At 66.3% G+C, this 8071-nt stretch carries 8 protein-coding genes, 2 tRNA genes and 1 pseudogene; 4 read left to right on the top strand and 7 right to left on the bottom strand.

The genetic code is table 11. From position 1 onward, the window contains the following. From LI94_RS19235 to leuC, 3 genes are all read right to left on the bottom strand, one after another. Positions 1 to 135: HU family DNA-binding protein (locus tag LI94_RS19235; protein ID WP_046302195.1), on the bottom strand; the 135-nt coding region annotated here is incomplete at its 3' end. Between the two features lie 188 nt (positions 136 to 323). Continuing rightward, positions 324 to 920 (bottom strand): 3-isopropylmalate dehydratase small subunit, encoded by a 597-nt coding sequence (leuD, locus tag LI94_RS19230; RefSeq protein ID WP_046302194.1) that lies wholly within the window; start codon positions 918 to 920, stop codon positions 324 to 326. A gap of 28 nt (positions 921 to 948) precedes the next feature. Next, positions 949 to 2370: a 3-isopropylmalate dehydratase large subunit gene (gene leuC / locus LI94_RS19225; protein WP_152664878.1), complete on the bottom strand. Its 1422-nt coding sequence runs from the start codon at positions 2368 to 2370 to the stop codon at positions 949 to 951. Positions 2371 to 2422: 52 nt separating this feature from the next. On the opposite strand from leuC, the gene LI94_RS19220 reads away from it, so the two are divergent. Both LI94_RS19220 and LI94_RS19215 read left to right on the top strand, forming a co-directional pair. Then, complete coding sequence (locus tag LI94_RS19220; RefSeq protein WP_024443284.1) at positions 2423 to 3124, top strand: IclR family transcriptional regulator; 702 nt, start codon at positions 2423 to 2425, stop codon at positions 3122 to 3124. 95 nt (positions 3125 to 3219) lie between these two features. Then, positions 3220 to 3720, top strand: a complete 501-nt coding sequence (locus LI94_RS19215) for a PPOX class F420-dependent oxidoreductase (RefSeq protein WP_046302193.1) — start codon at positions 3220 to 3222, stop codon at positions 3718 to 3720. Positions 3721 to 3783: 63 nt separating this feature from the next. Here the strand turns inward: LI94_RS19215 and LI94_RS19210 are convergent. The 4 genes from LI94_RS19210 to LI94_RS19195 form a co-directional block, all read right to left on the bottom strand. After that, a tRNA-Glu gene (locus LI94_RS19210) sits at positions 3784 to 3856 on the bottom strand. A 73-nt stretch (positions 3857 to 3929) separates the two neighbouring features. After that, positions 3930 to 4001: transfer RNA gene (locus LI94_RS19205), tRNA-Gln, on the bottom strand. A 99-nt stretch (positions 4002 to 4100) separates the two neighbouring features. Next, positions 4101 to 5573 (bottom strand): glutamate--tRNA ligase, encoded by a 1473-nt coding sequence (gltX, locus tag LI94_RS19200; RefSeq protein WP_082105815.1) that lies wholly within the window; start codon positions 5571 to 5573, stop codon positions 4101 to 4103. Next, on the bottom strand, positions 5570 to 6358 hold the full coding sequence (locus LI94_RS19195; RefSeq protein ID WP_046302191.1) for a fumarylacetoacetate hydrolase family protein: 789 nt from the start codon (positions 6356 to 6358) through the stop codon (positions 5570 to 5572). The genes gltX and LI94_RS19195 overlap by 4 nt, the downstream gene beginning before the upstream one ends. Before the next feature lie 182 nt (positions 6359 to 6540). On the opposite strand from LI94_RS19195, the gene LI94_RS19190 reads away from it, so the two are divergent. Beyond that, a complete protein-coding gene (locus LI94_RS19190; RefSeq protein ID WP_024443288.1) occupies positions 6541 to 7797 on the top strand; it encodes an MFS transporter in 1257 nt (418 codons plus the stop codon). A 26-nt stretch (positions 7798 to 7823) separates the two neighbouring features. Then, positions 7824 to 8071 (top strand): annotated as a pseudogene (locus LI94_RS19185) (hypothetical protein); the annotation flags it as partial.

Below are 8071 nucleotides of genomic sequence, written 5' to 3'. Positions count from 1 at the left end.
GGTGATGGTGACGCTCTCACCCTTGTGGACAGCGCGCACAATGGCATTGACGAAATGCTCGACGGCTTCGGTCGCCGACCGGCGGTCGGTGTCCAATTCCTTTGTGAGCACCTCGATGAGCTCTGCTTTGTTCATCCAATCCCTCCGAAACCAGTGGCCCTACTTGAGCCGACTAGAGCACACGGTAAACCCTGATACCACTGATATCCAAGAGCCACGCGCAATTTCAGACGAGATTATGGGCGAATTCGGCAATCCGGTTAGCTACCTTGGACGCTTACGTGAACGTCGAAACCACCGGAATTCAGCTCCGGCGCGGGCCCTCAAGAAGCCGGCAGGGTGCGCGGCTTCCAGCTCGGACGGGCCGCCTCGAATGAGTCGATCTCTTCGAGTTTCCGCAGCGTAAGGCCTATATCGTCGAGCCCTTCGGACAACCGCCAGGCGGTGTAGTCGTCAATCGTGAACGCCACCACCACCGTTCCGGCGGTGATATTCCGATCTTGAAGATTGACAGTGATTTCCAGCCCCGGGCTCTGCTCGATCACTTTCCACAGCAGTTCCACATCATCTTGGGCCACCTGGGCCGCCAGCAGACCGGCCTTGCCCGCATTGCCGCGGAAGATGTCGGCAAATCGGGAAGAGATCACCACCCGGAATCCGTAGTCAAGTAGCGCCCACACCGCGTGTTCCCGCGAAGATCCGGTGCCGAAGTCCGGTCCGGCCACCAGTACCGAACCTTGGTCGAAGGGGCTGAGATTCAGCACGAAGGACGGATCGGTCCGCCATGTGGCGAACAGGCCGTCCTCAAATCCCGTCCGGGTGATGCGCTTCAGATAGACCGCGGGAATGATCTGGTCGGTGTCGACATTGGACCGCCGCAGCGGGACTCCGATTCCGGTGTGGGTGTGGAAAGCGTCCATGACTAGGCTCCTTTGAGTACCGTGGCGGTCAGTTCAAGTCCTGGGGGGCCGACAGCGTCCCACGGACGGCGGTGGCGGCGGCCACGACCGGGGACACCAGATGGGTGCGTCCGCCCTTGCCCTGCCGACCCTCGAAGTTGCGGTTGGACGTCGACGCGGATCGCTGCCCCGGCTCCAGCTGATCGGGGTTCATCCCCAGGCACATTGAGCAGCCGGGCTGGCGCCATTCGGCGCCGGCGGCGGTGAAAATCTCCGAGAGGCCTTCGGCTTCGGCTTGTTTGCGTACGCGCATCGAACCCGGCACCACGAGCATCCGTACGCCGTCGGCGACCTGACGTCCGCGCAGAACATCCGCCACCGCCCGCAGGTCCTCGATACGACCGTTGGTGCACGACCCGACGAACACCGTGTCGACCGAGATATCGCGCATCGGGGTGCCGGGTCGAAGGTCCATGTACGCCAACGCCTTCTCTGCGGCTCGCCGCTCGGCCTCGTCGGGGATGGCCTCGGGGTCGGGCACGTCGGCGCCCAGCGGGACGCCTTGGCCGGGGTTGGTGCCCCAGGTCACGAACGGCGTCAGCGCATCCGCGTCCAGGTGGACCTCGGTGTCGAACGTTGCACCCGGGTCGGTGCGCAGGCTGCTCCAATACGCCACGGCGGCGTCCCAGTCCGCACCGGTCGGCGCGTGCGGCCGTCCGCGGAGGTACTCGTAGGTGGTCTCATCAGGGGCAACCATGCCGGCCCGGGCGCCGGCCTCAATGCTCATGTTGCAGATCGTCATCCGCGCCTCCATGGACAGCGCCTCAATGGCACTGCCCCGGTATTCGATGACGTAGCCCTGGCCGCCACCGGTGCCGATCTGGGCGATCACCGCCAAGATGATGTCCTTGGCCGTAACGCCGTCGGCGAGCTTCCCGTCGACATTGACCGCCATTGTCTTGAACGGCTTCAGCGGCAACGTCTGGGTGGCCAGCACGTGCTCGACCTCGGAGGTGCCGATACCCATCGCCAGCGCACCGAACGCGCCGTGGGTGGAGGTGTGGCTGTCGCCGCAGACCACCGTCGTGCCGGGCTGGGTGAGCCCCAGCTGGGGCCCGATGATGTGCACGATCCCCTGATCGATATCGCCCATCGGGTGCAACCGGATACCGAACTCGGCGCAGTTGTGCCGCAGTGTCTCGACCTGCGTACGCGACACGGGGTCGGCGATCGGCTTGTCGATGTCGACCGTCGGCACGTTGTGGTCCTCGGTGGCGATGGTCAGATCCGGGCGCCGTACCGGACGACCGGCCAGCCGCAGCCCCTCGAAGGCCTGCGGGCTGGTGACTTCATGTACCAAGTGCAGGTCGATGTAGATGAGGTCGGGTTCGGTCCCCCCGCCGGAAACCACGACGTGGTCTGCCCAGACCTTCTCGGCCAGGGTGCGAGGCTGCTCGGTCTTGAACATCACTGCCATCCCTCAAGCTATGCCGTCCCATATTTTGAGACGCTAGTATCTGTATATGGGACAGCATAGCGGTATCGGCGTTCTGGACAAAGCAGTGGCGGTGCTCCACTCAATCGCCGAATCGCCCTGCGGGCTAGCTGAACTGTGCGACCGCACCGGCCTGCCCCGCGCCACCGCGCACCGGCTGGCCGCCGGTTTGGAGACCCACCGGCTGCTCGGGCGTGACGATGAGGGCCGCTGGCAGATCGGGCCGGCGGTCAGCGAACTGGCGGTCGGCGCCGACGATCCGCTTCGGGTGGCCGGCGCGACCGTGCTGCCGCGGCTGCGAGAGATCACCGGGGAGAGCGTGCAGCTGTATCGCCGTGAAGGCTCCGAACGGGTCTGCGTTGCGGCGCTGGAACCGACTGCGGGGCTGCGAGACACCGTCCCGGTCGGCGCCCGGCTGCCGATGACCGCCGGCTCGGGCGCCAAAGTCTTGCTGGCCTACGCCGACGCAGCCGTGCAACAGGAAGTGCTGCCGGAGGCCAAATTCACCAGCCGCACCCTTACAGAGATGCGCCGCCGGGGCTGGGCGCAAAGCGTCGCCGAGCGCGAACCCGGCGTAGCCAGCGTGTCAGCGCCGGTGCGCGATCGCCGCGGCACCGTGGTAGCAGCGATCTCGGTGTCGGGCCCGATTGACCGGATGGGTCGACGCCCGGGGGCGCGCTGGGCCGCCGACCTGCTCGCGGCGGCCAGCGACCTGACGGCCCGACTGTGACCGCGAGCAGACACAAAAGCCCCCATTTCGTGGACGACAATGGGGACTTTGCGTCTGCTCGCCGGGTGATCTGGCCCGCCTGACAGACTGCAGAGATGGGAACCAAACAGCGCGCACAGATCGTCATGACCGAGGCCGAGGTCGCCGACTTCGTCGACACCCACCGCACCGGAACTTTGGCCACCATCGGGCCCGACGGCCAGCCGCACCTGACCGCGATGTGGTACGCGGTGCTCGACGGCGAGATCTGGCTCGAGACCAAGGCCAAGTCCCAGAAGGCGGTCAACCTGCGCCGCGATCCGCGGGTCACCTTCCTTCTGGAAGCCGGCCAGACGTACGACACGCTGCGCGGGGCGGCTTTCGAGGGCGTCGCGGAGATCGTCGACGACCCAGACACCATCTTCCGGGTGGGCGTCAGCGTCTGGGAGCGCTACACCGGCCCCTACACCGACGAGATGAGGCCCGGCGTCGACGCGATGATGAACAACCGGGTGGCTGTGCGCATCGTCACACGGCGCACCCGCTCCTGGGACCACCGCAAGCTCGGCTTGCCGGCCATGCCGCTGGCCGGTTCCACCGCTCCGAAGGGTGACTGAGCCCACGCAGCCGTCGGTCGAACGCAAAAGGCCCGCACCTTATGGTGCGGGCCTTTTGCGATGTACCCCCGATGGGATTCGAACCCACGCTACCGCCGTGAGAGGGCGGCGTCCTAGGCCGCTAGACGACGGGGGCTAGAACATTTCCGGGTTGCCAGCATAGCTCAACCCCTGCGGCCCGCCTAATCGCTTGCAGCGGACCGCTTTTGCTGGGGTACCAGGACTCGAACCTAGAATGGCTGAACCAGAATCAGCTGTGTTGCCAATTACACCATACCCCATTGGCCGGCCATTACCGCTGGTCAGAGTGCCGGTGGGGCACTACTGGCCAGCCGTTCTTGGGCCGACGAGCAGACTACCAAACTTCTAGCGCGAAGTTGTCATCGCGCTTCCCCAACGCCGTCCCGGGCGCTCCGCAGCCGGTCCAAGCTGCGGTTAGAGCCCAACAGTTCCAGCGACTCGAACAGTGGTGGGCTGACCAATCCGCCGGAGACTCCGACCCGGATCGGGCCGAACGCCTTGCGGGGTTTGAGTCCCAGATCGTCCAGCAGCGCGGCCTTCAGCGCGGCCTCGATGTTGGCGGTGCTCCACTCGCCCACGCCCTCCAGCGCGGCGATAGCCGCATCCAACACCGGCGCCGCGTCCGGGCCCAGCTCCTTGGCGGCGGCCCGCGGGTCCAGCTCGTAGTGGGAGTCGTTGAAGAACTTCAGCAGCGGCCAGGCGTCGCCGAGCACCACGATGCGGGTCTGCACCAGCGCCGCGGCCAGCGCGAAGCCGGTGTCGTCCAGGCCGGTGTCATGTCCGTGGGAGTCGAGGAAACTGCGCAACCGTGCGGTGAAGTCTTCGGCGTCGAGCAGCCGGATGTGCTCGGCGTTGAGTGCGTCAGCCTTTTTCTGGTCGAACCGGGCCGGGTTGGAGTTGACGTTGACCACATCGAACGCCGCGACCATCTCGTCGAGACTGAATACGTCGCGGTCGTCGGCGATAGACCAGCCCAGCAGTGCCAGATAATTCAGCAGCCCCTCGGGGATGAATCCTCGGTCGCGGTGCGCGAAGAGGTTCGACTGCGGGTCACGCTTGGACAGCTTCTTGGTGCCCTCACCCAAAACGGTTGGCAGGTGGCCGAACTCTGGGATGCGATCAGCCACGCCGATGCGAATCAGCGCCTGATACAGCGCGATCTGGCGTGGCGTGGACGGCAACAGGTCCTCGCCGCGCAGCACGTGGGTGATCTTCATCATCGCGTCGTCAACCGGGTTGACCAACGTGTACAACGGGTCCCCGTTGGCGCGGGTCAGCGCGAAATCGGGAACGGTGCCCGCCGGGAAGGTGGTCTGCCCGCGCACCAGGTCCGCCCAGCTGAGCTCGGTGTCGGGCATCCGCAGCCGAACTACCGGCTTGCGGCCCTCGGCCAGGAAAGCGGCCCGCTGCTCCGCAGTCAGCTCCCGGTCGAAGTTGTCGTAGCCCAGTTTGGGGTTCCGGCCAGCGGCAAGGTGACGAGCCTCGACCTCCTCGGGGGTCGAGAACGCTTCGTAAGCCTCGCCGGCCGCCAGCAGCTGCACCACCACATCACGGTGGATGTCGGCGCGCTGCGACTGCCGGTACGGACCGTAGGGGCCGCCTACCTCGGGTCCCTCATCCCAGTCCAGATGCAGCCAGCGCAGCGCGTCCAGCAGCGCCAAGTAGCTTTCCTCACTGTCGCGTTCGGCGTCGGTGTCCTCCACCCGGAAGACCATGGTTCCGCCTGTGTGGCGGGCGTAAGCCCAGTTGAACAGGGCGGTGCGGATCAACCCGACGTGCGGCGTGCCGGTCGGTGACGGACAGAACCGAACACGAACACCAGATGTGGTCACGAGTTTCCTTTGCGGATAACCGGATTGGACAGGGCGCCAATGCCTTCGATGGAGACAGACACGGTGTCACCGTGCTCGATGGGGCCGACACCGTCAGGGGTGCCGGTCAGAAGGATGTCGCCGGGCAGCAGCGTCATCACCGCAGAGATCCACTCCACGATGGCGCCGATGTCGTGCATCATCAGCGAAGTCCTGCTGTCCTGCTTCACCACCCCATTGACCTCGGTGCGAATCGCCAGGTCAGCTGGGTCAACGTCGGTGACTATCCAGGGTCCGATCGGGCAGAAGGTGTCATGGCCTTTAGCCCGGGTCCACTGCCCGTCGGACTGCTGCTGGTCACGGGCCGACACGTCGTTGCCGATGGTGTAGCCCAAGATGTTGTCCTTGGCCCGCGCGGCCGGAACGTCTTTGCACGGACGCGAGATAACCACGGCCAGCTCGCCTTCGAAGTGCACGGGGGACGCATTGGCGGGCAGCTGGATCGGCACATTGGGCCCGATGATGGCGGTGTTCGGCTTGAGGAACATCGTCGGGTTGGCCGGTGCGGCGCCGCCCATCTCGGCGATATGGGCCGCGTAGTTCTTCCCGATGCAGACCACCTTGCTCGCCAGGATCGGTGCCAGCAGGCGCACGTCAGCCAGCGGCCAGGACCGGCCCGTGAACTCCGGTGTGCCGAACGGGTGCTCGGCGATCTCGCGGGCGGTCATCTCGTGTGGCCGGTCCGGGTCCCCTTCAATACTGACGAAGGCGACACCGTCCGGGCTGGCAATTCGGCCTAGTCGCATTCGCACAAGCCTAATGGCGATCACAAGCGCGGCGGAGCCGGGCGCAGTGGGTCGCCATCAACCAGCACAAGCCGATCACCAGCGCGGCGGAGCCGGGCGCAGTGGGTCGCGCGACCAGACGCATCCGTCATCAATTGGCTCAGCTCGCGTCCCTGGTGGTGGGCCTGTGGAAGCATGGTCGGATGTCCGCCGAGCCGATCGGGAAAGCCGCTCGCTGGTCGGTCGTGGTCGTCGCTCTGATGGCCACGCTGTGTTCCTTCGTCTTCATCAACGGCATCGCCTTTGTCATCCCGATGCTGGAGACCAAAAGGGAAACCAACCTGGCAATGGCTGGCCTGCTGGCCTCGATGCCCAGCTTCGGCATGGTGCTAACCCTGTTCGCCTGGGGAGCGCTGCTGGACCGCATCGGCGAGCGGATCGTGTTGAGTGTTGGTTCCGCGTTGACCGCGCTGGCCACGTTCGCGGCGGCATCGATGCAGTCGCTGGTCGGCGTCGGGGCTTTCCTCTTTCTCGGAGGTATGGCCGCCGCCAGTGCCAACACTGCCAGCGGACGGTTGGTGACGGGCTGGTTTCCGCCTCACCAGCGCGGACTGGTGATGGGTATCCGCCAGACCGCGCAACCGTTGGGCATCGCGTTGGGAGCCGAGGTGATTCCCGAGCTGGCCGAGCACGGGCTGCCGCGGGCGCTGATGTTTCCGGCAACACTGTGTGCCGTTGCGGCGGTGGCGTGTGCGATCGGTGTCATCGATCCACCGCGCCGGCCACGGTCGGCGGCCTCCGGCACCGAACTGGCCAGCCCCTACAACGGGTCAAAGGTGCTGTGGCGCATCCACTTGTCTTCGGCTCTGTTAATGGTTCCGCAGTGTGTTCTCGCCACATTCATGCTGGTGTGGCTGATCGTGGACACCGACTGGTCGATCGCCGCCGCGGGCGGTCTGGTGACGGTGTCGCAGTTGCTCGGCGCCGCCGGGCGGGTGGCGGCCGGCCGGTGGTCCGATCGCGTGCGCTCGCGGCTGCGGCCGATTCGCAGCCTCGCCGTCGCCGGCGCGCTGGCGATGCTGGCGCTGGGGACCGCCGATCACCTGCACTCGCGTCTCGCCGAGGCGACGATGGTTATCGCGGCGGTTATCACCGTGCTGGACAACGGATTGGCCTCGACAGCTGTCGCCGAGATCGCCGGTCCGTACTGGAGTGGTCGCGCGCTGGGCATCCAGAACACCACCCAACGGCTGACCGCGGGCATCGCTCCCCCGCTCTTCGGTGCGCTGATCGGCGCCGCCGGCTACCCCGTGGCCTTCGCGCTGTGCGGACTGTTCCCCCTGGCCGCCCTGCGTCTGGTACCGGTGAGCGCCGAGCCCGATGGCCGCTCGGCGCTCGAAGCACTGCGGACCCTAGGAGTGCCGCCCGGGCCGCCGCCGGACACGCCAGCGCAGCCCTGAACCTGCCGGCAAGTACCGTCGAAACGATGACGGATACGGATCATGTCCGGCTTCGGACACCAACTGTGGCGGACGGCCAGGCCCTATGGCAGATGGCGGTCGACAGCGCCGCTCTCGACGTCAACTCGCCGTACGCCTACCTGCTGTGGTGCCGCGATTTCGCTTCTACCTCGGTAGTCGCCGAGGTAGAGGGCGAGGCCGGCGGTTCAGCGAGGCTCGACGGAGGAGAGTCGAAGCTGGGAGCGCCGAGTAAACCCGGCGGTTCGGTGGTGGC

The sequence above is a fragment of the Mycobacterium sp. UM_Kg27 genome (genome assembly GCF_000972905.1).
In the GTDB taxonomy this organism is placed as follows: Bacteria; Actinomycetota; Actinomycetes; order Mycobacteriales; family Mycobacteriaceae; genus Mycobacterium.
This window is presented reverse-complemented; position numbering and strand designations above follow the sequence as displayed.

Bases quoted from the DNA above. Each gene is read 5' to 3' on its own strand.
- LI94_RS19190 (WP_024443288.1), top strand. From the start codon at position 6,541: ATGTCCGCCGAGCCGATCGGGAAAGCCGCTCGCTGGTCGGTCGTGGTC.
- LI94_RS19220 (WP_024443284.1), top strand. From the start codon at position 2,423: ATGGGACAGCATAGCGGTATCGGCGTTCTGGACAAAGCAGTGGCGGTG.
- LI94_RS19215 (WP_046302193.1), top strand. From the start codon at position 3,220: ATGGGAACCAAACAGCGCGCACAGATCGTCATGACCGAGGCCGAGGTC.
- leuD (WP_046302194.1), bottom strand. From the start codon at position 920: ATGGACGCTTTCCACACCCACACCGGAATCGGAGTCCCGCTGCGGCGG.
- LI94_RS19195 (WP_046302191.1), bottom strand. From the start codon at position 6,358: ATGCGACTAGGCCGAATTGCCAGCCCGGACGGTGTCGCCTTCGTCAGT.